Origin of the sequence: Streptomyces sp. WI03-4A, assembly GCF_033792105.1 — a bacterium.
In the GTDB taxonomy this organism is placed as follows: domain Bacteria; phylum Actinomycetota; class Actinomycetes; order Streptomycetales; family Streptomycetaceae; genus Streptomyces; species Streptomyces collinus_A.
The window spans coordinates 1-24,898 of sequence record NZ_JARAUO010000037.1 but is presented as its reverse complement, the minus strand read 5'-3'; the positions used below and the strand labels follow the sequence as shown (position 1 = coordinate 24,898).

The following is a 24,898-nucleotide window of genomic DNA, read 5'->3' as shown; positions in this document are numbered from 1 at the left end:
TCTCAGAAGGTGGTCATCGGCCGCACGGCGTGGGCCAGGTCGAGCAGCCGGCCGTGCTCGTCCGCGGTGCGCGCCTGTGCGGCCAGGTGCCTGAAGGACTGCTCCAGCAGGGCGCGCAGGGCGTCCTCGGTGCCCGGCCCGAGCAGGTCGCCCGTGGGGAACTGCGCCGGTCCGGCGCGCTCCCGGAGGCTGTGCAGCACGTTCTCGCGGACCTCGGCGACCAGCCGGGCCCGTGACTCGCCGTCGGTGGCGCCGCCATCGAGGTGCAGTTCGGGCAGCCGCCGTTCCGCGTCCCGCAGGTCGGCGGGTGACGGCGCCCGGCCGGCCAGGAGGCCGGCGCGGATGCGGACGGCCGCGACGCGCGCGGCGTCGTAGTGGCGGGAGGTGGCGGGGACGTCGTCGAGGACGCGTACGGCGGCGTCGCGGTCGCCGGCCGCCAGGTGGCCGCGGGCCAGGCCGAACGCGGCGGCGGTGTGCGCGAAGTCGCGGGCCCACACGGCCTCGTAGAACGGCATCGCCCGGTCCGTGGGCCCGCCGCCGTGTTCGGCGCAGTGGCCGAGGGCGAGCTTGGGCACGTACTCGCCGGGCAGCGCCCGGTGGACGGCCTCGAAGCAGTCGCCGGCCTGCCGGACCTCCGCCCTGCTCAGGTGCAGGACGCCGCGGTGCCAGGCGATGCGCCAGTCGTGGCCGGCGGCCCGCTCGCCGAGCAGGGTGCCGGCCTCGGCCAGCCAGTTCTCCGCCGCGCCCTGCTCGCCCCGGCGCAGGTAGGCGCGGCACAGCCACAGCGCGGTCTCGGGGGTGCCGAGGCGGGACTCGCGGGTCCACTGCCGGGCGACCCGGTCGGGCGCGTCGGGCGAGAAGGTGTCCAGCAGCAGGGCGGCCCCGTCGTCGGGGTCGGGCACCGGGGCCGGGAGCGCGCCCGCGGCCTCGGCGGGCGGGGGCGGGGAGACGTCCAGGCCGGCGGGGAGCGCGCCGGGCCGGGCGGTCCAGTGGTCGAGGGCGGGGATGGCGCCGAGTCCGGCGTCGAGACCGGCGTCGGTGGCGCGGAACCGGGTGGAGGCTTCGGGCAGTTGCTCGCCGAACTGGAGGGACCGGTACTCGCGCAGCACCTCCCAGAGCTGGCGGGACATCTCGGCGGCCGAGCGGAACCGGGCGCGGGGGTCGGCGTGGGTGGCGCGGTGGACGAGGCGGCGGAAGGAGTCGGGGGCGAGGCCGCGGGCCGGCTCGGCGCTCTCGGCCAGGCTCTGGAGGGTCGTGCCGACGGTGTAGAGGTCGCTGTCGACGTGCCAGCCGCGGCTGTGGATCTCCTCGGCGGGCGGGGCGAAGGACCTGGTGAAGACGTAGGCGGAGGTCCGGTCGCCGATGGCGCGGACCGCTCCGAGGTCGACGACCTTGATCGCGCGTCCGAAGTGGATGACGTTGGACGGTTTCATGTCGCAGTAGAGCAGGCCGCGTTCGTGCATGTACTGGAGGGCGCCGAGGATCATGCAGCCGTAGGTGAGGACGTGGTCGAGGCGCGGGCGGCCCTGGAAGATCCGCTCGGCGTCCTCGCTGTGGAAGAGCCGCTGCAGGTCGCGTCCGGCGATGTAGTCCATCACCAGGTAGCCGGTGGGGGTGCCGCCCGCGGCGGTGTGCTCGGCGTAGGTGACGAGGCGGACGATGTCCGGGTGGTGCAGGTCGGTCAGGGAGCGGCGCTCCTCCACGGCGTTGCGGCGGGCGAGCGCGTCCTGGGCGTCTATCAGGCCCTTGAGGACGACGCGGTGGCCGTCGGCGCGGGTGTCCTCGGCCAGGTACACCCAGCCGAGGCCGCCGCGGGGCAGGCAGCCGAGGACCCGGTAGTGGCCGTCGACCACGTCGCCCACGGCGAGCTGGGGCAGGAAGGAGTAGCGGGTGCCGCAGCGGGGGCAGCGCCCGGTGGCCCGGGCCGGCTGGCCGCCGTAGCCGACCCCGACGGTCATGGTGCAGCCGTTGGCGCCGCACCGGCGGCCGCCGGTGGGCGGCCGGGGTTCCTCGACGAGCAGCCCGCCACCGGGGGCGGGCACGTCGGGCAGCCGCACCAGCCCGTGCTGGTCGAGCTCGCCGACGCCGGCCACGGCGTGGGTGGGCCCGGGCGCGGGCCGCTCACCGGGGCCGGGGTGCTCGGCGGTTGCGGGCGGCTCGGCGGTTGCGGGCCGCTCGCCGGGAGCGGGTTGCTCGACGGCGGCGGGCCGCTCGCCGAGGACGGCCGGGGGTGCCGGGTGGGACGTCTGCGGCCGGTGCGGCGGCACGGGCTGCGGCCCGGAGCGTGCCTCGGACGGAGACCCTGAGCCGGACCGGGCCCACCCCTCAGGCGCTGCCTCGGTACGCGGCCGCGGCCCCGCCTCCGAACGCGCCTCCCAGGAGGGTGCCGAGCGCGGCTGCCCCGGGGCCTCGGACCGCGGCTCCCCCGGGTACTCGCGCAACGTCTGCCGCAGCGTCTCGGGCCGCGTCCGTCCCCGGGCGTCCGGCCGCGTCTGCCGCGGAGCGTCCGGCCGCGTCGGCCCCGCGGACTCGGGCGGCGCCGGGGCGGGCGTCGCCCCGGGGCGCGGCTCCGGTCGCGGCTCTGGCCGTGGCTCCGGGCGCGGCTCGTGGTGCCGGTGGCCGCAGGTGTCGCAGTATCCGGTGGCCATGATGTGGCCCGCGCAGCCGGGGCGGAGGCATGAGGTCATCGGCTGCCCTCCGCTCCGGGTGCCGTGCCGGAGCAGAAGCCGACGAACCGCCGGGCGGCGGCCTCCGCCTCGTCCACGTCGCAGGGGGTGTGGCGCAGCAGGGACAGGGCCAGTTCGTAGAGCCGGTAGGCCTCCACGACCCGGTCACCCCCCTCGGAGGCGGCCCGTTCGCGGCACAGCGGCCATTCGGCGGTCACGCGGCCGAGGAGTTCGTCGCGGCGGCGCAGCCGCTCGTCGAGGAGGGCGACCGCACGCTCCAGGCGCCGCCGGCGGCGGCCCGCGGCGCCCTCGAAGGTGAACAGCAGGTCGGCGTGGCGGGGTTCCGTCTCCCGTTCGGGGGTGTGCGCGACCCAGGCGCGCAGCATCCGGGTGCGCCGTACGCCCGAGTCGGCCCGGTCCAGCAGGTGCCGGGTGCCGGGGGCCGGCAGCACCCGGTCGCGGCGGTCCTCCAGAGCTGGCCCCAACTCGTCCACGATGTGGTCGAGTTCGCGGTGCAACCGGGCCCAGCGCTCGCCGAGGGGCCGCTCGACGAAGGACGCGACGGCTCGCTCCGCGCGGTCGCCCCGGCTCCGGAAGACCAGCAGCAGCCGGGCTCCCTGCCGGGCGAGCCGGTCCAGCAGGCCGAGCAGGGCGTCGGGTTCGGCCGCCTGGTCGACCCCGACGAGGACGGCGGCGAGGGGGACCCGCAGCGCACCGAGCCGTTCGGGCCGGGGCTCGCCGCGGATGCCCAGCCGTGCGGCGATGCGGTCCGTGACCTGAGTGACCGTCATGTTCCGTACCTCCAGGGCGAGGTCGTGGCCGCCAGCCGGGGGCACGGTCTCGGGCGGGTCCTGGCCGAAGGCGCTGGTGTTCCGCTGCGTGCGCAGTTCACGGTCGGCCAGGGTGACGGCGCGGGAGAGGGTCCAGGCGCGGTCGCTGCGAGCGGGGACGACGGTGACGAGCACCGGCCAGCCCTCGCCCCGGAACCAGGAGGCGAGTTCGGTGGCGAACGGCACGTCGAGCCGGTCGCCGGCGCCGGGCGCGCCGGTGCGCAGCGACGGGTCGACGGCCTCGGCGCCGTCGGTCCAGGCGGCGACCTGCGGCAGATGGCTGAGGATGGTCTCGGTGGGGCTCATGTAGCTGAAGAGGGAGCCCGGTCCCTCGTCGACGCTGAGGACGATGCCGATGACCTCGTCCGTCTCGTGGTCCACCACTCCCCCGCCGCTGAAGCCGATCTCGGCGAGTTCGCCGGGGGTCTCCGGACGCAGTTGCACCTGGTGGTCCCGGCCGCGGGCGGCGACGAGCGTGGCGCCGTGCCAGCGGCCGCCGTCGTCGCCCGCAGGGAAGCCGTACATGCTCACCGGTCCGTGCGGCGCGGCGAGCCGGTAGAGCCGGGTGGTGTGGGCGGCGGGCAGAGGCTCGGCCAGCCGCAGCAGGGCCAGGTCACCGCTGCGGTCGCCGAAGGTGTCCTGCTGTTGCGGCACGTACTCGTCCTCGCGGGCGGTGGCCGCCACGCCGGGCACGCCGGGTACGCCGACGAAGTGGACGACGTACGCCTGTCCGGGCCGGACCACATGGGCCGCGGTGAGCACGCGGTCAGGGGCGAGCAGCACCCCGGCGCCCAGGACCTGTCCGTCCGGCTCCTCGATGCGGGCCACCCAAGGTGGCGTCCGTAAGCGCGACTTGACGGCTCGCTCCCCCGTGCGCGTCATGTCACCCGAGGTTACTCTTCGTGCGTTTCCGGTACCACTGGTGTGCACGGGGTTCAGTGGCCGGATGGCTCCGCGCGTGCCTGCCAGCCGCTCCAGCGCCGTACGGTGACCGCGACCACCGGGCCGGCCGGCGGATCGTCCCGGTACTGCGGGTACTTGGCGCACAGCAGCCCGACGGCACGCGCGTGGGCCTGCCGTACGACCGGGTCGGCGGCGCCGGGAATCAGGACGCTCGCCTCGCCGTCGGCGCGGACCCACCACAGGTGGCCCCAGTCCTCGTCGTAGGCGTCGGCGAGCAGGCAGACCGCCGGGTGCGCGGCGATGTTGCGCAGCCGCTTGAGGCGGGCGGTGGTCTTCGGCTTGTGGTCGACGGCGGTCACGATCCGGTCGGCGGCGCCTCCCAAGGGCCCCTCCGCGCCTTCGAGAAGGCAGCCGGCGAAGACGACCGGCACCTGGTGCGGGCGGCCCTGCGCGTCCACCGTGGCCAGCCGGGCCACCCGGGCGGCGGTGAACCGGCGCCGCGCCTCCGCCTCGGCCAGTTGAGGCATCCTCGCTCCTCTCGCTCCCGGAACCCCTGAACCCCCGGCTCCTCGACCGCTCGCCTCCTCACCGCGGGTGCAGCGCGTCGAGTACGCCGAGCACGTCCGCGTCGGTGAGTTGCTCGAAGTCGTCGTACCACTGGCCGACGGCACTGAACGCGGCCGGGCGCAGCGGGCACAGGATGGTGTCGGCCTCGGCGGCGAGCCGGTCGAGGGAGTCCGGGGCGCCGACCGGGACGGCGAGGACGAGCCGGGCGGGCGCCCGGCGTCGTACATGACGCAGGGGGGCGCGTGCGGTGGCGCCGGTCGCGAGGCCGTCGTCGACGACGATCACGCTGCGGCCCTCCACGCGTGGCGGCGGACGGTCGCCGCGGTAGCGGCGCTCGCGCCGGTCCAGTTCCCGCCGTTCGCTCGCCACGGCCGGGGCGAGCCGCTCCTCGGTCAGGCCGAGCTGTCCGAGGGTGCCGGCGTCGAAGAGGGGCGGGTCGCCGGCGGCGAGGGCGCCGACGGCGAACTCGCGGTGGTGCGGTGCGCCGATCTTGCGGACGACGAGCACGTCGAGCGGGGCGTCGAGGGCCCGGGCGACGGGCTCGGCGACGGCGATGCCGCCGCGGGGCAGGGCGAGGACGACGGGGTCGGGCAGTCCGTCCCGCTCGCGCACTTCGCTCAGCAGGGCGGCCAGTCGCCGTCCGGCCTCGGTTCGGTCCCGGTAGCGCATGGGCTGGTCCTCCCGCCGGCCGCCGTGCTGCCCTCCCCGCACCTCCATGGTGCTACGGCGGCGCACCGGTCTGCCGGGCGTGCCGTGCTGCGCCAGGTGGCCATTCCGGGAGTTCCGCGCTGTGGGCGCACCCCCAAGATTCGAACACGCGAGCTATACACTCTGTGTATAGTCCCGGCATGGCTCTTTCGCGTTCCTCCGAGAAGAATCCGGCCTCGCCGCCCGCGCCCAAGAAGATGCGCGGACCCGGCCGAAGGTTGCGTCTGTCCGCGCTCGCGTCCGCCGCCGCCTGCCTGGCACTGACGGTGTCCGGCTGCGCGCAGGTCGACACGACCTCACCCGCGTCGGCGCGCGCCGAGGCCGGGCACGGGGGCGCGCACGGGGCGCAGGCGGCCCGGCTGGGGACGGTGGACTGCCGCGAGGCCAAGTGCATCGCGCTCACCTTCGACGCCGGGCCCAGCGAGAACTCGGCCCGGCTGCTGGACATCCTCAAGGAGAAGAAGGTGCCGGCCACCTTCTTCCTGCTGGGCAAGCGGCACATCGACACCTATCCGGAGCTGGTCGAGCGGATGGCGGCCGAGGGGCACGAGGTCGCGAGCCACACCTGGGACCACAAGATCCTCACCCGCATATCGGACGCGCGGATACGCGAGGAGCTGAAGCGGCCCGACGACGCGATCGAGCGGCTCACCGGGCGCAGGCCCACCCTGATGCGGCCGCCGCAGGGCCGTACGGACGCCGACGTGCACCGGATCGCCAAGGAGGAGGGCCTCGCGGAGGTGCTGTGGAGCGTGACCGCGAAGGACTACACGACCGAGGACTCGGCGCTGATCACCAAGCGGGTGCTCGACCAGGCGTCCCGGGACGGGATCATCCTGCTGCACGACATCTACCGGGGCACCGTGCCCGCCGTCCCTGGCATCATCGACGCCCTGAAGGCGCGCGGCTACGTCTTCGTGACGGTGCCTCAGCTGCTGGCACCGGGCAAGGCCGAGCCCGGCAAGGTGTACCGGCCCTGAGGCGGCGGCCCGCGAGCGGTGCGGCCATGGGCCAGACAGGTGACCCGTGGCCGAACGCACTGGTCGGCGGCGTCGATTGCCTACGATCGTGCTGTGCCCTTCTTCTCTCTCGAACGCACCGTGCCGCTCTCCGTCGAGGAGACCTGGCGCCGGCTGACACGATGGCCCCGCCACGGTGACGCGGTCCCGCTGACCCGGGTCACCTCGGTCCCGCCCGGACCGACCCGCGAGGGCACCCGCGTCGTCGCCCGGTCGGGCCTCGGCCCGCTCGCCTTCGAGGACCCCATGGAGGTCACCGTCTGGCGGCCGCCGGTGGACGGCGAGCCGGGGCTGTGCCGCCTGGAGAAGCGCGGCCGGGTGATCCTGGGCTGGGCGCAGATCGAGGTCCGCCCGGGCCCCGGCGGCCGGACCCGCGTGGAGTGGCAGGAGGACCTGCGGATCCGCTTCCTGCCGCACCTGTTCGACGACGTCGTACGGCACACGTCCCGCACGGTGTTCGGCCGCGCCCTCAACCACCTGCTGCGCCGGCCCTGAGCGACCGGCCGAGGGCCGTCAGCGGGCCCGCCGTAAGGACAGCCCGGCCGTTCAGGCCACCGAGCCGATCCGGCGGCCCGTCGGGCGCTTCGAGCGGTCGTGGTGGATGGGTGTGTGCGCGCCGGTCAGGGAGACGCCGCTGCCGCCGCGCCGGTTCGCGACGATCTCGGCCGCGATGGACAGGGCCGTCTCCTCGGGGGTGCGGGCGCCGAGGTCGAGGCCGATCGGGGAGCGCAGGCGGGCGAGTTCGAGGTCGCCGACGCCGACTTCGCGCAGGCGCTCGTTGCGGTCCAGGTGGGTGCGGCGGGAGCCCATCGCGCCGACGTAGGCGACCGGCAGCCGCAGGGCCAGTCGGAGCAGCGGTATGTCGAACTTGGCGTCGTGGGTGAGGACGCACAGCACCGTGCGGGCGTCGGTCTCGGTGCGCTCCAGGTACCGGTGGGGCCACTCGACGACGATCTCGTCGGCCTCCGGGAAGCGGGCCGGGGTGGCGAACACAGGCCGGGCGTCGCACACGGTGACGTGGTAGCCGAGGAACTTGCCGACGCGGACCAGCGCCGAGGCGAAGTCGATGGCACCGAAGACGATCATGCGGGGGGCGGGTACCGAGGACTCCACGAGGAGGGTGAGCGGGGCGCCGCAGCGGGAGCCCTGTTCGCCGATCTCCAGGGTGCCGGTGCGGCCCGCGTCCAGGAAGGCGCCGGCCTCGGCGGCGACCGTGCGGTCCAGTTCGGGGTGGGCGCCGAAGCCGCCCTCGTGGGAGCCGTCGGGGCGGACGAGGAGGGCCCGGCCCATCAGCTCGGCCGGGCCGTCCACGATCCGCGCGACCGCCGCCGCCTCCCCTCGCGCGGCGGCGGCCAGCGCGGCGGCGGCCACCGGCCGGGCGGGACCGTCCGCCCGGACCGGCACGACGAGGATGTCGATCACGCCGCCGCAGGTCAGGCCGACGGCGAAGGCGTCCTCGTCGCTGTACCCGAAGCGCTCCAGGACGGTCTCCCCGTCCTCGAGCGCCTGCCGGCACAGGTCGTACACGGCGCCCTCCACGCAGCCGCCGGAGACCGAGCCGATCGCCGTGCCGTCGGCGTCCACCGCGAGGGCGGCACCGGGCTGGCGCGGGGCGCTGCCGCCGACGGCCACCACGGTGGCGACGGCGAAGTCACGGCCCTGCTCGACCCACCGGTTCAGCTCGTCGGCGATGTCCAGCATCTGTCGGTCTCCTCACGGGGTTGCGTGGCAGGGGTGTTCGGCGGCCGCTAGTGGACGCCGAGCCAGCCCTCGATCGGGTTGAGCGCGAAGTAGATCAGGAAGACGACCGTCAGCCCCCACATGAAGGCGCCGATCTCGCGTGCCTTGCCCTGGGCGGTCTTGATGGCCACGTAGGAGACGACGCCCGCGGCGACACCGGTGGTGATGGTGTACGTGAACGGCATCAGCACGACCGTGAGGAACACCGGGATCGCGGTGGCCCGGTCGGCCCAGTCCACGTGCCGGGCGTTCATCAGCATCAGGGCGCCGATGACGACCAGGGCGGCGGAGGCGACCTCCTGCGGGACGATCGCGGTGACCGGGGTGAAGAACAGGCAGGCCGCGAAGAACAGTCCGGTGACGACGGAGGCGAGTCCCGTGCGGGCGCCCTCGCCGACACCGGTCGCCGACTCGATGAAGACGGTCTGGCCGGAGCCGCCCGCCACGCCTCCGATGGCACCTCCGGCGCCGTCGATGAACAGCGCCTTGGACAGGCCCGGCATCCGGCCCTTGTCGTCGGCGAGCCGGGCCTCGGTGCCGACGCCGATGATGGTGGCCATGGCGTCGAAGAACCCGGCGAGCACGAGGGTGAAGACGATCATTCCGACGGTCATGGCGCCGACGTTGCCCCAGCCGCCGAACTCCACGTGCCCGAAGAGCGAGAAGTCGGGCATCGAGACCGCGCTGCCGTGCAGTTCGGGCGCGCCGTTGGCCCACTGCCTGGGGTCGACGACGCCGAGCCCGTTGAGGACGGCGGCGACGACGGTGCCGGAGATGATGCCGATGAGGATGGCGCCGGGGATGTTGCGGGCCTGGAGCATGAAGATCAGCAGCAGCGTGCCGGCGAAGAGCAGGACCGGCCAGCCGGCGAGTTCACCGGCGGGGCCGAGGGTGACCGGGGTGGCCTTGCCCTGGTGCACGAAGCCGGCCTTGTAGAAGCCGATCAGGGCGATGAACAGGCCGATGCCCATGGTGATGCCGTGCTTGAGCGCGAGCGGGATCGCGTTCATGATCATCTCGCGTAGGCCGGTGACGACCAGCAGCATGATGACGACGCCGTACATCACGCACATGCCCATGGCCTGCGGCCAGGTCATCTCCGGGGCGACCTGGGAGGACAGGACGCCGGAGACGGAGAGGCCGGCGGCGAGGGCGAGCGGCACCTTGCCGACGAAACCCATCAGGAGCGTGGTGAAGGCCGCCGCGAACGCGGTCGCGGTGATCAGCGCCTTCTGGCCGAGCGTGTCCCCCGCCGCGTCCTTGCCGGACAGGATCAGGGGGTTGAGCAGGAGGATGTACGCCATCGCCATGAAGGTGGTGACGCCGCCACGGACTTCGCGCGAGACCGTGGAACCTCTCCTGGATATGTGGAAGTACCGGTCGAGCCAGGACCGCCCTGCCGGGACGCGGGTTCCTTCACCCGCGTCGTCGGCTGCGGTCCTGGGCTCCACTGACTGCTGGGTCATGGGGGCCATCTCCCAAGGTTCAAAGGGGCACCCGCGCAACCGCCTTTACGGGCACGGGATTTGGGAATGGACGACCCGGGGGACGGCCCGAGACGAACGTGTTGCCTGGTACTTCAAGGCCGCGAGCGGTGCGGTACTCGAAGGAGGGTTCCCCCGGGCGGCGCTGCGGAGTGTGTGACGTTCCCTGCGCCGCCCGGAGTGCTGTGGGGTGTTACGCGGTTCCCGTCAGGTGCTCGGGCCGTACCGGAGTGCGGTTGAGCTCCAGCCCGGTCGCGTTCCGGATCGCCGCGAGGACGGCCGGGGTGGACGACAGGGTCGGGGCCTCGCCGATGCCGCGCAGTCCGTACGGGGCGTGGTCGTCGGCGAGTTCGAGCACGTCGACCGGGATGGTCGGCGTGTCGAGGATGGTGGGGATCAGGTAGTCCGTGAAGGAGGGGTTCCTGACCTTGGCGGTCTTCGGGTCGACGATGATCTCCTCCATCACCGCCACGCCCAGACCCTGCGTCGTGCCGCCCTGGATCTGGCCGATGACGGAGAGCGGGTTGAGCGCCTTGCCGACGTCCTGGGCGCAGGCCAGTTCGATGACCTTGACCAGGCCGAGTTCGGTGTCGACCTCGACGACCGCGCGGTGCGCGGCGAAGGAGTACTGGACGTGCCCGTTGCCCTGGCCGGTGCGCAGGTCGAAGGCCTCGGTCGGCCGGTGCCGCCACTCGGCCTCGATCTCGACGGTCTCGCCCTCCAGCACGTCGGCCAGGTCGCCGAGGACCTCGCCGCCGTCGGTGACGACCTTGCCGCCCTCCAGCAGGAGTTCGGCCGTCGCCCAGGCCGGGTGGTAGGTGCCGAACTTGCGCCGGCCGATCTCCAGGACCTTCTCGCGGACCAGCTCGCAGGCGTTCTTCACGGCGCCGCCGGTGACGTACGTCTGCCGGGAGGCCGAGGTGGAGCCGGCGCTGCCGACCTGGGTGTCGGCGGGGTGGATGGTCACCTGGGCGACGCCGAGCTCGGTGCGGGCGATCTGCGCGTGGACGGTGACGCCGCCCTGGCCGACCTCCGCCATCGCGGTGTGCACGGTGGCGACGGGCTCGCCGCCCACGACCTCCATGCGCACCTTGGCCGTCGAGTAGTCGTCGAAGCCCTCGGAGAAGCCGACGTTCTTGATGCCGACCGCGTAGCCGACGCCCCGTACGACGCCCTCGCCGTGCGTGGTGTTGGACAGGCCGCCGGGCAGCTGCCGTACGTCGGCGCCCTCGCTGGACTCCCACTGGCGCTCGGGCGGCAGCGGCATCGCCTTGATCCGGCGCAGCAGTTCGGCCACCGGGGCCGGGGAGTCGACCGGCTGCCCGGTCGGCATGATCGTCCCCTGCTCCATCGCGTTGAACTGCCGGAACTTCACCGGGTCCATGCCGAGTTCGGCCGCCAGCTTGTCCATCTGCGCCTCGTAGGCGAAGCACGCCTGGACGGCGCCGAAGCCGCGCATGGCGCCGCAGGGCGGGTTGTTGGTGTAGAGGGCGATGGCCTCGATGTCGACGTCGTCGACGACGTAGGGGCCGACCGACAGGGACGAGGCGTTGCCGACGACGGCCGGGGAGGCGGAGGCGTAGGCGCCGCCGTCCAGGACGATCCGGCACTTCATGTGGGTCAGCTTGCCGTCGCGCGTCGCCCCGTGCTCGTAGTAGAGCTTGGCCGGGTGGCGGTGGACGTGCCCGAAGAAGGACTCGAACCGGTTGTAGACGATCTTCACCGGCTTGCCGGTGCGCAGTGCCAGCAGGCAGGCGTGGATCTGCATGGACAGGTCCTCGCGGCCGCCGAACGCGCCGCCGACACCGGAGAGCGTCATGCGCACCTTGTCCTCGGGCAGGCCGAGGACGGGGGCGATCTGGCGCAGGTCGGAGTGGAGCCACTGGGTGGCGACGTAGAGGTGGACGCCGCCGTCCTCCTCGGGCACGGCGAGGCCGGACTCGGGGCCGAGGAAGGCCTGGTCCTGCATGCCGAAGGTGTACTCGCCCCTGACGATCACGTCGGCGCGGCGGGCGGCCGCGTCCGCGTCGCCGCGGACGATCGGCTGGCGGTGCACGATGTTGGGGTGCGGGACGTGCCCGGCGTGGTGGTCGTCGCGGCCCTCGTGGACGAGGATCGCGTCCGGGGCGGTCGCGGATGCCTCGTCGGTGATGACGGGCAGTTCCCGGTACTCGACCTTGATCTTGGCGGCGGCGCGGCGGGCCGTCTCCGGGTGGTCGGCGGCGACGATCGCGACCGGTTCGCCGTGGTGGCGCACCTTGCCGTGGGCGAGGACCGGGGTGTCCTGGATCTCCAGGCCGTAGTTCTTCACCGCGGTGGGCAGGTCGTCGTAGGTCAGGACCGCGTAGACGCCCGGGGTGGCCAGGGCCTCGCCGGTGTCGATGGAGACGATCTCGGCGTGCGCGACGGTGGAGCGCAGGATCTGGCCCCAGAGCATGTCCTCGTGCCACATGTCGGACGAGTACGCGAACTCACCGGTGACCTTGAGGGTGCCGTCGGGGCGGAGCGTGGACTCGCCGATGCCGCCCTTGGTCTGCGAGCCCTGCGTGATCTTCGTAGGAGCGCCGTTGGCCGGCATGTCAGACCCCCTCGGACTGGCGGGCGGCGGCCAGGCGGACCGCGTCCATGATCTTCTCGTAGCCCGTGCAGCGGCACAGGTTGCCCGACAGCGCCTCGCGGATGTCCGCGTCGGTCGGGTTCGGGTTGCGCTCCAGCATCTCGTCGGCGGCGACGAGCAGGCCGGGGGTGCAGAAGCCGCACTGGACGGCACCGGCGTCGATGAACGCCTGCTGGATCGGAGCCAGTGCGGTGCCCTCGCCGGTCTGCGAGTCGGTGCCCTTGGCCTGCCAGCCCTTGGCTTCGTCCAGGGTGGTGCCGCAGGCGCCGCTCGCGCAGCCGCCCTCGGCGCGCTGGCGGGCGAAGTCGGCGAGGCCCTCGACGGTCACGACGTCGCGGCCCTCGGCCTGGCCGGCCGCGACCAGGCAGGAGCAGACCGGGACGCCGTCCAGGCGCACGGTGCAGGAGCCGCACTCGCCCTGTTCGCAGGCGTTCTTGGAGCCGGGCAGGCCGAGGCGCTCGCGCAGCACGTACAGCAGGGACTCGCCCTCCCAGACGTCGTCGGCCTCCTGCGGACGTCCGTTGACGGTGAAGTTGACGCGCATTACGCAGCTCCCTCAGATGCGCGGCGGGCGCCGCGGTACGACTCCCAGGTCCAGGTGAGCGTCCGGCGGGCCATCACACCGACCGCGTGGCGGCGGTAGCTCGCGGTGCCCCGGACGTCGTCGATCGGGTTGCAGGCGCCGGAGCACAGCTCCGCGAACTGCTTGGCGACCGACGGGGTGATGATCTTTCCGTTGTCCCAGAAGCCGCCCTCCTCCAAGGCCGCGTTCAGGAACTCCTCGGCGGTCTTGGCCCGCACGGGCGTGGGCGCGGCCGAGCCGATACCGGTGCGCACGGTCCGGGTCGCGGGGTGCAGCGCGAGGCCGAAGGCGCACACGGCGATCACCATGGCGTTGCGGGTGCCGACCTTGGAGTACTGCTGCGGGCCGTCGGCCTTGGCGACGTGCACGGCGCGGATCAGCTCGTCGGGCTGCAGGGCGTTGCGCTTGACGCCGGTGTAGAAGGCGTCGATCGGGATCAGCCGGGTGCCGCGGGCCGCCGACTCCACCTCGACCTCGGCGCCCGCCGCGAGCAGCGCGGGGTGGGCGTCGCCGGCGGGCGAGGCCGTGCCGAGGTTGCCGCCGACGCCGCCGCGGTTGCGGATCTGCGGGGAGGCGACCGTGTGCGAGGCGAGCGCGAGGCCCGGCAGCTCGGCCCGGAGGTTCTCCATGATCCGGGTGTACGGGACGGAGGCGCCCAGCCGTACGGTGTCCTCGCCGACCTCCCACTCGTAGAGGTCGCCGACGCGGTTGAGGTCGAGCAGGTACTCGGGCCGGCGGTGGTCGAAGTTGATCTCGACCATCACGTCGGTGCCACCCGCAATCGGCACAGCGGTGGGGTGCTCGGCCTTCGCGGCGAGCGCCTCCTCCCAGCTGGCGGGGCGAAGGAAGTCCATGACCGGCTCTCTTCTTCGTCTCGTGAGTCGTAACAGATGAGCCAATCCGTGTGCGGCGGGCCCGGCTCGTTCATGTGCTGTTAACGCGGAGTGGACTCAGTACACCGCTGCGTACTCCGGCGGGGTCAGTCACCGAAACCATGAAGGAGTTGGCTGGCCACGGCGGGCATCTTGTAGATTCGTATGAACGGAGGTCATCGGTCACCTCTCCGAATTCCCCGGGAAACGCGGGAGGCGGCCCGGACGGCCCCGTCCGGCCGGCCCGCGCACCCGCGCACCGGGTGACTCACGGGTCCCTCCCACCGGGATTCATCGTAGTTTTCGAGACAAAGGACGGCGGCGACGAGATGCGGCTGCGCGCACTGCTGGACACCGACGCGCTGGGGCTGCGGCTGCTCGGCGGCGAGGACGAGCTGGACCGCTCCGTACGCGGGGTCATGACCACCGACCTGCGCGACCCGAGCCGCTACCTCTCCGGCGGGGAGCTGGTGCTCACCGGCCTGGCCTGGCGGCGGGACGCCCACGACTCCGAACCGTTCGTACGCCTCCTGGTGCAGGCCGGGGTGGCGGCGCTGGCGGCGGGCGAGGCCGAGCTGGGCGATGTGCCCGACGACCTGGTCCTGGCCTGCGCGCGGCACCGGCTGCCGCTGTTCGCGGTGCACGAGTCGGTGGCGTTCGCCTCGATCACCGAGCACGTCGTACGGCAGGTCTCCGGCGAGCGGGCCGGCGACCTGGCGGCGGTGGTGGACCGGCACCGCCGGATGATGACCTCGGGCCCGGCGGGCGGCGGCCCCGACGTGGTGCTCGACCTGCTCGGCACCGACCTGGACCTGCGCGCCTGGGTGCTCTCGCCCACCGGCCGGCTGATCGCGGGCTCGAAGCTCGGCGGCCCGGCGCTGCCCGCCGAGACCTGCGCGGGCCTGGCCGCCGAGCACCTGGCCGCCGCCCGCACGGGCCGCCGCGGACCGCACCGCGTCCTGCTCGCCGGGACGACGTACTCCCTCTTCCCGATCCGCTCCTCCGGGCGCGCCCCGCAGGCCGCCCGCGACGTGCGCGAGTCGGTGCTGTCGGACTGGCTGCTGGCGGTCGAGGCGGACGCCGGGGACTGGCCGGAGGAGCGCCTGGACCTGCTGCAGGGCGTCACCCAGCTGATCGCCGTCGAGCGGGACCGCCGTGACGCGGCGCGCACCGTCCGCCGCAGGCTCGCGCAGGAGGTGCTGGAGCTGGTGCAGACGGGTGCCGCGCCCGCCGAGATCGCCGCCCGGCTGCGGGTCGCGGCGCCGGTGCTGCTGCCCGGGCTCGGCGCGGCCCCGCACTGGCAGGTGGTCGTGGCCCGGGTCGAGTGGGAGGGAGCCGAGGTCGAGGGCGGTCCGGTGGCGCAGTCGCTGCTGGAGGAGATCCTGGTCGACCCGCTGGCCACTGGCCCCGAACCCTCGGACCGGATCGCCGTCGCCCACACCGGGGACGAGGCGATCGCCCTGGTCCCGCTGCCCGCGGTGACCGCAGAGCACGACGGCTCGGAGACCGGCCTGCTCGCCGACGCGCTGCTGCAGACCGTACGGGAACCGCTGTCGGCGGGCCTGAACGACGACGGGCGGCTCACCCTCGGCGTCAGCGCGGCCGTGCACTCCGCCGAGGGGCTGCGCGGCGCCCTGGAGGAGGCCCGGCACGCCCGCCGGGTCGCCGCGGCCCGTCCCGGCCGGGTCTGCGCGGCCGGCCACCAGGAACTGGCCAGCCACGTCCTGCTGCTGCCGTTCGTCCCGGACGACGTCCGCCGCGCCTTCACGGCCCGCCTGCTGGACCCGCTGAAGGACTACGACCGCCGCCACCGCGCCGAGCTGATCCCGACCCTGGAGGCCTTCCTCGACTGCGACGGCTCCTGGACCCGCTGCGCCACCCGGCTCCACCTGCACGTCAACACGCTGCGCTACCGGGTCGGGCGGATCGAGCAGTTGACGGGGCGTGACCTCTCGCGCCTGGAGGACAAGCTGGACTTCTTCCTGGCCCTGCGCATGAGCTGAACCCGGCGGGGCGTGACGCCGGGCGATCAAGTCACGCCATCGGGCCCCTACTTTGTGAAAACTTTCACCCACCCTCTTGGCCCGGCACCGGCATTGGTGCTGGAATGCCGCCACCACTCAACAGCTCAACGGCGTGCTCGGGGAGGGCAACGTGGCGCATTCCGCCATGTCTGGTAATGGAACGACCGCCGGTGACGATCCACTCCAGACCGCGGTATGGCGGTTGCGCTCGCGGGCCTGCTGGGCCGACGCCGCGGCCCTGCTGCCACCGGACACCCCGGCCCTGGCCCTGCAGCGGGCCACGCTGCTGGTCGAACGGTGCCTGTACACCGAGCGGGGCTGGGAGGAGGCGGAGGACGCCCTGCGCACGGCCGAGGCGCTGGCGCACACCGACGAGGAGCGCGGGGCGGCCGCCTGCGAACGCGGCCAGCTCGCCTACGCGGCCACCCTGCACGGGGTACGCGACCGGGCGGACGAGGCGCGGGCGGCACTGGGCCGGGCGGCGGCGCTGATCGCCCCGGGGGCCGCGGGCCGGGCGCTGCTGGACTTCCGCCGGGGCCTGCTGGCCGAGAACCTGGCCCGCTCCCCGCAGGCGGCCCGTGCGGCCTACCGCCGGGCGCACGCGGGCGCCACCGCGCACGCCGACCCGCTGCTGCTCTCCTTCACCTGGCGCCATCTGGCCGGACTCGCCCTGCGGGACGGCGAGTTGACCGAGGCACGGCACGGCTTCGCCGAGTCCCTGCGGATCCGCGAGGAGCTGGGCTACCTGGTGGGCACGGCCCCGGCGCTGGCCTCCCTGGCGGACGCGGAGTCCGAGCCGGAGGCGTCCCGGCTGCGGGAGGAGGCCGGACGGCTGTTCCGGCTGCTGGGGGGCGTACCGACCTGGCTGGCCCGCCAGTTGGCGCCGCCGGCTCCGGGGGCGGCCACGGCGTAGCCGGGGCCGAGGGCGCACTCAGAGGCAACTGAGAGCTTCCTGTGCCACGCTGGCGCGCCCCGAGCCCCCGCCCCCCTCAGGAGTGTCCCCATGAGTCTGGTCAACGGCCTGCCGGCCCATGTGCTGCTGGTGCACGTCGTCGTCGTGCTGATACCGCTGACCGCGCTGGCGCTGGTGGCCGCCGCACTGTGGCCCCGGGCGGCCCGCCGGCTGGGGGTGCTGCTGCCCGGGCTCGCCCTCGCCGCCCTGGTCAGCGTGCCCCTGACCACCCAGGCCGGCGAATGGCTCGAGCGGCACGTCGAGGCCGACGCGCTGGTCCGGCGGCACACCGAGCTGGGCGACGGGCTGCTGCCGTGGGCGCTGGGCCTGTTCGTCCTGGCGGCGGTCGTGTGGTGGACGGCGCGCGGCACGAAGAGGGCGGTGCCCGGCGAGGACCTGGAGTCGACGGGTTCGACGGGTACGGCGCGCGCCGGCCGGACGGCGGCGCTGCCGGTGCGGATCGTGGTCGCCGTCCTGTCGCTGGCCGTGGCGGCCGGGGCGGTCGTCGACGTGTACCGGATCGGTGACTCCGGCGCGAAGGCGGCCTGGCACGACGCCTACTCGAAGAGCGCGCACGGCTCGGGGGACGGTTCCTGAGCAGTCGTGCCCCGGGCGCGGAACCGGAGACAGTCGTCTGCAGACGGTCGAATGCAGACGGTCGACCGGAAACAGTCGACTGAAGACGGTCGACCGGGGACGGGAACCCTGGAGACCTGACGCGGCACGCGGAAGCGTCAGACCGCGCCGGCGAAGTGCTCGCCGACCAGGCCGCGCACCACGTCGAGGTCGCGTGCGACGAGCGCGTCCAGCAGCGCCGTGTGCTCCGCCGCGTCCGCCAGCAGGTCCGCCCGGCGCTGCCGGACCGGTCCCCCGACCAGCGGCCACTGCGCGCGCCGGTGCAGGTCGTCAGCGACCTGCACGAGCTGCTCGTTGCCGGAGAGGGACAGCATCGCGCGGTGGAAGGCCCGGTCGGACTCGGCGTACGTCGCGGGGCAGCCGGAGGAGGCGGCACGCACCGTCGCCTCGGCGACCGGACGCAGGGCGGCCCACCGCTCCCCGGGCACCGTACGGGCGAGCCGCAGCATCACGGGGACCTCGATGAGCGCCCGCACCTCGGCCAGCTCGGCCAGTTCCCGCGCCCCCCGTTCGACGACCCGGAAGCCGCGGTTGGGCACGACCTCGACGGCGCCCTCCAGCGCGAGCTGCTGCATGGCCTCGCGCACCGGTGTCGCGGACACCCCGAACCGCTCGCCGAGCACCGGCGCCGAGTAGACCTCGCCGGGCTTCAGCTCGCCCGCCACCAGGGAGGTGCGCAGCGCGTCCAGGATCTGGCCGCGCACCGAGGAGCGCTGCACGACCCGCGGCCGCGGGAGCGGCGCCTCGCCGTGCGTGTGCTCGCCCCGGACGCCCGGCAGGCCGGCGTCGCGCTCGCGGACCGGGTCGGCCGCGCGCGCCTGCGCCGGCACCCGGGCGGCAGCGCCCTGCGGCCCGGCGTGGGCCCGCGCCTCGGCGGCGCCCTGCACGCCCTGTTCCACGGGCTCCTCCTCCGGGCCGCCGGCACTTAGGGGTCATTAACGGCGGGTTGTTACTTGTCCGTCAAGCACCTTAGGCGCACAAGGCGGCACTTCAAACTTCCCGACGAGTGAGTAAGGTTAGGCTTACCTGCACAGCCCGCCCCCGCCCCTGGACCGGAGGGACCGCCATGCCCGCTGCGGCCTCGCCGCTCTCCGTCGCCTACGCCCGCCTCGCCGGGACCGGCGCCGGCCCGGCCGTGACCGTGCTCGGACCGGCGGATCCGCTGCCGCGGGGTGACGGATGGCTCACCACCGCCGGGCTCGCGCGGCGGTTGCGAGCTCGACGCCTTCCTCGCCTGGGACGAGGCGCAGGTGCTGCGGGACCACGGGCGCCCCGCCCGGCCGGACGTCGTGGCCGGCTTCGGTCTGCACCGCTACGCGTGGCCCGCCTCCCTGCTGATCACCGTTCCGTGGTTCCTGCACCGCCGGGTGCCCCGGCTGCCCGTGACGCATGTCTCCTACGACCGCGTCGCCGGACGCATGGCCGTGCGTCCCGCCTCCTTCGCCTGCCTGCCCGGCGACCCGGCGGCCGCGCTGCCCGGCGCCGTCGTGGTCGACGACGAGGAGGCGCTGCGGGCCGAGGTGCGCGCGGCCGTCGCCGAGCACCTGGAGCCGGTGCTCGCCGCCTTCGGGCCGCGGATGCGGCGGCGCGGGCGGGCGCTGTGGGGCATGGCGACCGACGAGGTCGTGGAGGGGCTGTGGTACGTCGCCCGGCTGCTGGGCGGGACCGAGGAGGCGCGGGCGGTGCGGGAGCTGGAGCTGCTGCTGCCGGGGGCGACCCGGCCGTACGTGGGCGCGGCCGCGTTCCGGGTGCTGACCGGGCCGGCCGGCGAACCGCTGCCCACCCGGGACCGGGCGAGCTGCTGCATGTTCTACACCGTCCGGCCGGAGGACACCTGCGCCACCTGCCCGCGCAGCTGCGACAGTGACCGTGTCGCCAAGTCGACTGCCGGGGCGGCCGCCTGAGGGACCCTCAGGTCGGCGGCGGGCACCCGGTCGACTAAGATCACCGCGATCGAGCCACCCGTGTGCCGGACAATAGTTCACAACTTCCTCACAGCCCTCGGGAACTTTCCCGGGAACCATCCGTACGGGTAGTCTTGTTCGAACTCAACTTCCGTCCCTCATACGGCAGTTCGAGCAGAACGTCGCCCTGGGCATCCCCTTGCACCTCCTTGGCGGCCTCTTGCCCCGAAACCCCCTGAGGGCCGTCGGGAGTGGGCCACTATGGCGGGCGTTACGCCCTATCCCAATGCAAGGGACCCCTGATGAGACTGACCGACATATCGCTGAACTGGCTGCTTCCCGGCGCCGTACTGCTCCTGGGCATGCTGGCGGCGGTTGCGGTGCTCGCGCGCGGAAAGCGCTCCTCCGGGGAGAACGCGAGCGCGGACGACTCGTGGGAGCGCAGCGAGGAGCGCCGCCGGCGCAAGGAGGCCGTCTACGGCACGGCCTCCTACGTCCTCCTCTTCTGCTGTGCGGCGGTGGCGGCCGCGCTGTCCTTCCACGGCCTGGTCGGCTTCGGTGAGCAGAACCTGGGCCTGACCGACGGCTGGCAGTACCTGGTGCCGTTCGGCCTGGACGGCGCGGCGATGTTCTGCTCCGTCCTGGCGGTGCGCGAGGCCAGCCACGGCGACGCGGCCCTCGGCTCCCGGATACTCGTGTGGATGTTCGCCGCGGCGGCGGCCTGGTTCAACTGGGTGCACGCGCCGAGGGGCGTCGGCCACGCGGGCGCACCGCAGTTCTTCTCCGGCATGTCCCTGTCCGCCGCCGTGCTGTTCGACCGGGCGCTGAAGCAGACCCGCCGGGCCGCGCTGCGCGAACAGGGCCTGGTGCCGCGCCCGTTGCCGCAGATCCGGATAGTGCGCTGGCTGCGTGCCCCCCGCGAGACCTACAAGGCCTGGTCGCTGATGCTCCTCGAGGGCGTGCGCAGCCTGGACGAGGCCGTCGAGGAGGTCCGCGAGGACAGCAGGCAGAAGGAGGAGACCCGCCGGCGCAGGCGCGACCAGCAGCGCATGGAACGCGCCCAGCTCAAGGCCATCAGCCGGGGCCACCGCGGCTTCGTCGGCCGCGGCGGCGGCCGGCAGGCCGAGGTGCAGGCGGTGGAGCGCGCCCCCGCGCAGGCGACCGCGGAGCCTGCCATATCCGCGCCGGAGCAGCTGCCCGTACGCTCTCGGCCCTCCCTTCAGCCGGTCCGCAAGAGCGCTGAGCCCGTCACCGTCGACCTCACCGCGGAGGACGACACGATGGCTCTGCCGCGCCTGGACTCGCTGGAGCGCAAACTGAAGGACCTGGAGCAGCAGTTCGGCTAGGCGTCAGGAACGTCCAGCACGCCCGGCACACGGGCGGCCGGCATCGGGGCGGGGGCGCGACCATCAGGGGTCGCGCCCCCGCCCCGTGTCCGTACGGACCGCCCTCAGGCGGCCTCGGCGCCCAGTTCGAACCACACCGACTTGCCCACCCCGTGCGGCCGGACGCCCCAGGCGTCCGCCAGGGACTGCACCAGGAGCAGGCCCCGGCCGTGCGTGTCCTCGGTCAGGTCGGGCACCCGCAGGAGCGGCCTGCGGGACACGAAGTCCCGTACCTCCACCCGCAGTCCACGCGCCGAGACGACCGCGATCAGCACGGCGTCGGCGTCGGTGTGCACGAGCGCGTTGGTCACGAGTTCGCTGGCGAGCAGTTCGGCGATCTCCGAACGGCCGGGCCTGCCCCAGTGCCGCAGCAGTTCGCGCAGTTCCCTGCGGGCCTCGGGCACCGCCCTGAGGTCCGCGCGCCCCAGTCTGCGTCTGAGCGGTGGCGGGTGCGCCGCTTCGGTGATGGTGTCGGACTCTTCCCCCGTCTTCGCCGAGGAGGCCCCGATGGCCACGGGACCGCCCCCTCGTGCCTGCCTCTTCATGACCCCCGCCCGCACGCTGCTTGACCCTGCCCCTCCTGGTCGAACACGTTCACGGGGATCCTTGCCCAACGGGCCACCGGGCAGTCCTGGTGGCTCATGGACGTCCCTCTGTTCGGCCACGGCCGGCCGCCCTCTCGCCCGGCCCGCCGACCCCGTCCGGGCGGTGTCCCGCCCGGCAGGGCCGCCGTACCGTGCCCCGGGGGCCCCAGCACGGACGGTCACAACCGTCCGGCACGCGCCGCAGACGGTCCGTCACGGGGCGTGAAACTGGCCGGAAAACGTCCCTTGAGGCCCCGGTTCAGGGCCTGGGCACGTTGCGCAGGTTGGAGCGGGCCATCTGGAGCATGCGGCCGACACCGCCGTCCAGCACGATCTTCGAGGCCGACAGCGCGAACCCGGTCACCATCTCGGCGCTGATCCTCGGCGGGATCGACAGGGCGTTGGGGTCGGTGACGATGTCCACCAGCGCCGGCCCCTTGTGCTTGAAGGCGTCCCGGAGCGCCCCGGCGAGCTGCTTGGGCTTCTCCACCCGCACCCCGTAGGCGCCGCAGGCCCGGGCGACGGCCGCGAAGTCGGGGTTGACGTTGGTGGTGCCGTACGAGGGCAGACCGGCGACCAGCATCTCCAGCTCGACCATGCTGAGCGAGGAGTTGTTGAACAGCACCACCTTGACCGGCAGGTCGTACTGGACCAGCGTCAGGAAGTCGCCCATCAGCATGGCGAAGCCGCCGTCGCCGGACATGGAGATCACCTGCCGGCGCCGGTCGGTGAACTGGGCGCCGATCGCCATGGGCAGGGCGTTGGCCATGGAGCCGTGCGAGAAGGAACCGATGATCCGGCGGCGGCCGTTGGGCGAGATGTAGCGGGCGGCCCAGACGTTGCACATGCCGGTGTCGACGGTGAACACGGCGTCGTCGTCGGCGGTCTCGTCGAGCACCGCGGCCACGTACTCGGGGTGGATCGGGATGTGCCGGTCGACCTTCCGGGTGTACGCCTTGACCACGCCCTCCAGCGCGTCGGCGTGCTTCTTCAGCATCCGGTCCAGGAAGCGCCGGTCGGTCTTCTCCCGCACCCGCGGGATCAGGCAGCGCAGCGTCTCGCGGACGTCGCCCCACACGGCCAGGTCGAGCCGGGAGCGGCGGCCGAGGACCTCGGGCCGCACGTCGACCTGCGCGATCCGCACGTCGTCGGGCAGGAAGGCGTTGTACGGGAAGTCGGTGCCGAGCAGGATCAGCAGGTCGCACTCGTGGGTGGCTTCGTAGGCGGCGCCGTACCCGAGCAGCCCGCTCATACCGACGTCGTACGGATTGTCGTACTGGATCCACTCCTTGCCGCGCAGCGCGTGGCCCACGGGCGACTTGACCAGCTCGGCGAACCGCATGACCTCGGCGTGCGCGCCGGCCGTGCCGCTGCCGCAGAACAGGGTGACCCGGCCCGCCTGGTCGATCATCTCCACGAGCCGGTCGATCTCGGCGTCGCCGGGCCGCACGGTGGGCCGGGAGGTGACCAGGGCGCTCTGCGCCGCCTTCTCCGGGGCGGGCTCGGCGGCGATGTCACCGGGCAGCGAGACCACGCTCACGCCGCTCTGCCCGACCGCGTGCTGGATCGCGGTCTGCAGCAGCCGGGGCATCTGCTTGGCGCTGGAGATCAGCTCGCTGTAGTGGCTGCACTCCTGGAACAGCCGGTCCGGGTGGGTCTCCTGGAAGTAGCCGAGGCCGATCTCGCTGGAGGGGATCTGCGAGGCGAGGGCCAGCACCGGCGCCATGGACCGGTGGGCGTCGTACAGGCCGTTGATGAGGTGCAGGTTGCCCGGGCCGCAGGAACCGGCGCAGGCCGTCAGGTGCCCGGTGATCTGCGCCTCGGCACCGGCCGCGAAGGCCGCCGTCTCCTCGTGCCGTACGTGGATCCAGTCGATGGCGGCGTTGCGGCGCACGGCGTCCACGACGGGGTTGAGGCTGTCGCCCACGACGCCGTACAGACGGCGCACGCCCGCGCGGACGAGGATGTCGACGAACTGCTCGGCGACGTTCTGTCTGGCCATGGCTCGCGTCTGCCCCTTCGCTGTCCCGGGAACCGCCCCTCCCGGTCCATCAATCCACAGGGTCCGCGATCACGCCTCCCACACAGCCGCCGCCGTACGGTCGTCGGCGTAGCCCTTCACCCGCACCTGGACGTCCGCCAGGAACGCGGCGAGGCCGGGCGGGGTGCGGTCGGACCAGCGGCGGGCCAGGTAGGCGCAGAGCGCGGGCTCACCGCGCAGCGGCTCGGCGAACCCCTCCGTGCCCATCACGAGCACATCACCCGGGCGGGCTACCGAGGCGCGGAACCGGAACGGCTCGCGCGGCGGCTCCGGCGCCGGCTCGTACGGGCTCGGCGGGGTCGGGATGCCGAGGTCCATGGTGAGCCGGTCGCCCTCCGGGGTCTCGGCGGGCGGTGAGCCGAAGCTCAGGACGGGTTCACCGGTGGTGTCGGCGGGCGCGACCCGCGGCTCGATGTCCTGCCACTCGCCGTCCCGCAGCCGGAACAGACCGCCGTCGCCGACGCCGAAGAACACCCGGGTACGGCAGTCGGGGTCGGCGGGCAGCAGCAGGCAGCGCAGGCTCGCCGCGTACTCCTCCGGGTCGAGGTCCTGCTCCACGGCACTGGCGCGCAGCTTGCCCAGACCGCGGTCGGTCAGCCGGTGCAGACCCGACTTCAGGTCGCCGCGCCGCCCCGCCCTGATGTCCTCCGCCAGCCGCTGGTGGCTGCGGCCCACGGCCCGCCCGATCAGCTGGCACGCCTCGGCCGCCGCCAGCTGGGCGTACGGCGTGGCCCGGGCGCCGGTCGCCACCGCCACGAGCACCAGCGCCTGCTCCCCCGTCCCGAACCGCGCGGTGAGCAGCGCGTCCCGTCGCTGCTCACCCCGGTACCGCGCCGAGTCCCCGCGCAACGACACCGCACGCAAGGTGCAGGCCCCGTACCGGGCCCCGTCCAGCACGGTGTCGGGAACCAGCTCGGCGAGATCGTCCGGATCGACGGCGGGAAGCGCGGTGGGCTCGGGGTCGTAGGTGGGCGGCCCGGAGCCCACGTAGTCGAGGGATGAGGGGGGTGGGGACGGGAGGGGTGCGGGGTCGGGGACGGGAGGCGCTGAGGGGGTGGCGGGGACGGGTGGGGTGAGCGGGGTTGCGGGGGCGGCCGGAGACCGGGAGCCCGCCGGAGGCGCGGGGGTGGCCGGGGTTGCGGGGGCGGCCGGAGACCGGGAGCCCGCCGGGGTGACGGTGGCCGGGGGCACGGGGCCGGCCGGCGGGTGCGAGTCCGCCGGGGGCGCGGGTGTCGACGCGGCGGGCGGGGAGGCCCAGGGAGCGGCGGTGGCGGGTGCGGCGGGCAAGGACGTCCAGCGGGCCGGTCGCGGAGGCGGCGTGCCCTGCCCGGTGCCGGGGCGCTGGCGAGGTTGCTGGAACGCGCAGACGAGTCCGGCGTACCG

19 protein-coding genes and 1 pseudogene are annotated in these 24,898 nt (G+C 74.0%); 7 read left to right on the top strand and 13 right to left on the bottom strand.

Annotated elements, in window-relative coordinates; translation table 11 throughout:
• Positions 1-2 precede the first annotated feature (2 nt).
• The 4 genes from PV343_RS29810 to PV343_RS29795 form a co-directional block, all read right to left on the bottom strand.
• A complete protein-coding gene (locus PV343_RS29810; protein WP_319150135.1) occupies positions 3-2,267 on the bottom strand; it encodes a serine/threonine-protein kinase in 2,265 nt (754 codons plus the stop codon).
• A 416-nt stretch (positions 2,268-2,683) separates the two neighbouring features.
• Positions 2,684-4,324 (bottom strand): trypsin-like serine peptidase, encoded by a 1,641-nt coding sequence (locus PV343_RS29805; protein WP_319150134.1) that lies wholly within the window; start codon positions 4,322-4,324, stop codon positions 2,684-2,686.
• 107 nt (positions 4,325-4,431) lie between these two features.
• Positions 4,432-4,926 carry a TIGR03668 family PPOX class F420-dependent oxidoreductase gene (locus PV343_RS29800; RefSeq protein ID WP_319150133.1) on the bottom strand — a complete coding sequence of 165 codons (495 nt, stop codon included), beginning with the start codon at positions 4,924-4,926 and terminating at the stop codon, positions 4,432-4,434.
• 58 nt (positions 4,927-4,984) lie between these two features.
• Positions 4,985-5,635 (bottom strand): phosphoribosyltransferase, encoded by a 651-nt coding sequence (locus PV343_RS29795; RefSeq protein ID WP_319150204.1) that lies wholly within the window; start codon positions 5,633-5,635, stop codon positions 4,985-4,987.
• Between the two features lie 236 nt (positions 5,636-5,871).
• On the opposite strand from PV343_RS29795, the gene PV343_RS29790 reads away from it, so the two are divergent.
• Entirely contained in the window at positions 5,872-6,654 is a 783-nt protein-coding gene (locus tag PV343_RS29790; RefSeq protein WP_319150203.1) for a polysaccharide deacetylase family protein, read from the top strand.
• A 93-nt stretch (positions 6,655-6,747) separates the two neighbouring features.
• Positions 6,748-7,188, top strand: coding sequence for an SRPBCC family protein (locus tag PV343_RS29785; protein ID WP_319150132.1), 441 nt, complete (start codon positions 6,748-6,750; stop codon positions 7,186-7,188).
• 51 nt (positions 7,189-7,239) lie between these two features.
• Here PV343_RS29785 and PV343_RS29780 read toward each other — a convergent pair whose 3' ends face one another.
• The 5 genes from PV343_RS29780 to PV343_RS29760 form a co-directional block, all read right to left on the bottom strand.
• A complete protein-coding gene (locus PV343_RS29780) occupies positions 7,240-8,394 on the bottom strand; it encodes an XdhC/CoxI family protein (protein WP_319150131.1) in 1,155 nt (384 codons plus the stop codon).
• Positions 8,395-8,441: 47 nt separating this feature from the next.
• On the bottom strand, positions 8,442-9,899 hold the full coding sequence (locus tag PV343_RS29775; RefSeq protein ID WP_319150130.1) for an NCS2 family permease: 1,458 nt from the start codon (positions 9,897-9,899) through the stop codon (positions 8,442-8,444).
• 211 nt (positions 9,900-10,110) lie between these two features.
• A complete protein-coding gene (locus tag PV343_RS29770; RefSeq protein WP_319150129.1) occupies positions 10,111-12,495 on the bottom strand; it encodes a xanthine dehydrogenase family protein molybdopterin-binding subunit in 2,385 nt (794 codons plus the stop codon).
• A gap of 1 nt (position 12,496) precedes the next feature.
• The gene (locus PV343_RS29765) at positions 12,497-13,078 is read right to left on the bottom strand and encodes a (2Fe-2S)-binding protein (protein ID WP_319150128.1); all 582 of its coding nucleotides are present in this window, start codon (positions 13,076-13,078) and stop codon (positions 12,497-12,499) included.
• Positions 13,078-13,971 carry an FAD binding domain-containing protein gene (locus tag PV343_RS29760; RefSeq protein ID WP_319150127.1) on the bottom strand — a complete coding sequence of 298 codons (894 nt, stop codon included), beginning with the start codon at positions 13,969-13,971 and terminating at the stop codon, positions 13,078-13,080. The genes PV343_RS29765 and PV343_RS29760 overlap by 1 nt, the downstream gene beginning before the upstream one ends.
• Before the next feature lie 347 nt (positions 13,972-14,318).
• Between PV343_RS29760 and PV343_RS29755 the strand changes: the two genes are divergently transcribed.
• The 3 genes from PV343_RS29755 (at position 14,319) to PV343_RS29745 (ending at position 17,562) form a co-directional block, all read left to right on the top strand.
• Positions 14,319-15,992, top strand: coding sequence for a PucR family transcriptional regulator (locus PV343_RS29755; protein WP_319150126.1), 1,674 nt, complete (start codon positions 14,319-14,321; stop codon positions 15,990-15,992).
• A 151-nt stretch (positions 15,993-16,143) separates the two neighbouring features.
• Positions 16,144-16,926, top strand: coding sequence for a hypothetical protein (locus PV343_RS29750; protein ID WP_319150125.1), 783 nt, complete (start codon positions 16,144-16,146; stop codon positions 16,924-16,926).
• A gap of 90 nt (positions 16,927-17,016) precedes the next feature.
• Complete coding sequence (locus PV343_RS29745) at positions 17,017-17,562, top strand: DUF2231 domain-containing protein (protein WP_319150124.1); 546 nt, start codon at positions 17,017-17,019, stop codon at positions 17,560-17,562.
• A 137-nt stretch (positions 17,563-17,699) separates the two neighbouring features.
• Here the strand turns inward: PV343_RS29745 and PV343_RS29740 are convergent, their stop codons facing one another.
• Positions 17,700-18,500: a GntR family transcriptional regulator gene (locus PV343_RS29740; protein WP_319150123.1), complete on the bottom strand. Its 801-nt coding sequence runs from the start codon at positions 18,498-18,500 to the stop codon at positions 17,700-17,702.
• Between the two features lie 167 nt (positions 18,501-18,667).
• Between PV343_RS29740 and PV343_RS29735 the strand changes: the two are divergent.
• Positions 18,668-19,505: pseudogene (locus tag PV343_RS29735) on the top strand ((2Fe-2S)-binding protein).
• 302 nt (positions 19,506-19,807) lie between these two features.
• Complete coding sequence (locus PV343_RS29730; RefSeq protein ID WP_319150122.1) at positions 19,808-20,851, top strand: DUF2637 domain-containing protein; 1,044 nt, start codon at positions 19,808-19,810, stop codon at positions 20,849-20,851.
• A 104-nt stretch (positions 20,852-20,955) separates the two neighbouring features.
• On the opposite strand, the gene PV343_RS29725 is transcribed toward PV343_RS29730, so the two are convergent.
• From PV343_RS29725 to PV343_RS29715, 3 genes are all read right to left on the bottom strand, one after another.
• Complete coding sequence (locus PV343_RS29725) at positions 20,956-21,405, bottom strand: ATP-binding protein (RefSeq protein WP_319150121.1); 450 nt, start codon at positions 21,403-21,405, stop codon at positions 20,956-20,958.
• Between the two features lie 328 nt (positions 21,406-21,733).
• The gene (locus tag PV343_RS29720; RefSeq protein ID WP_319150119.1) at positions 21,734-23,476 is read right to left on the bottom strand and encodes a pyruvate dehydrogenase; all 1,743 of its coding nucleotides are present in this window, start codon (positions 23,474-23,476) and stop codon (positions 21,734-21,736) included.
• Between the two features lie 69 nt (positions 23,477-23,545).
• Positions 23,546-24,898: protein phosphatase 2C domain-containing protein (locus PV343_RS29715; protein WP_415923523.1), on the bottom strand; the 1,353-nt coding region annotated here is incomplete at its 5' end.